At 48.6% G+C, this 426-nt stretch carries 1 protein-coding gene; it reads right to left on the bottom strand.

All coding sequences use genetic code 11. The annotated features are described in order from the left end of the window. A partial coding sequence (locus K5R16_RS22320) for a DUF1302 family protein (RefSeq protein WP_220740621.1) occupies positions 1-426 on the bottom strand: 426 nt, incomplete at both ends.

Here is a 426-nt window from a genome sequence, read left to right as displayed (position 1 = left end):
GCTGCTGCGGCATAGCGGCAAAAAGTAACTCTACATCATCAATCTGTAGCGGCTCATCAAGACGGTGAGCAATTTCACCGGCCACAGAAGTATCACCTAGAAGCGTGTTAAAGCTAAAGCCCATTAACTGAATATCTTCAGGATAAACAATCTGTGCCTTTGAGAAGGTCTCTAGCGCTAGTAGATCTTCGCGCGTCATAGCTTCGCCCGACTGTGCTTTACCACCTAGTCGCTGCAGGTCGCGGCCAATCGCTCCTTCAGTAAAGTTAGCCGTGGTACCACTAATCAGCGGACGACGACTATGATAGTTCATGTAATACAAACCAAACTCGGTTTCACCCAACTCAGGAGAGTAGTAACCAAGGTTTACACCCCATTGACCATCATCACTTGCCTCGGCAGGATCTTCGACCAATGTGGCCTTAG

Origin of the sequence: Shewanella sp. c952 (assembly GCF_019654975.1) — a bacterium.
Lineage (GTDB): Bacteria > Pseudomonadota > Gammaproteobacteria > Enterobacterales > Shewanellaceae > Shewanella.
This window is presented reverse-complemented; position numbering and strand designations above follow the sequence as displayed.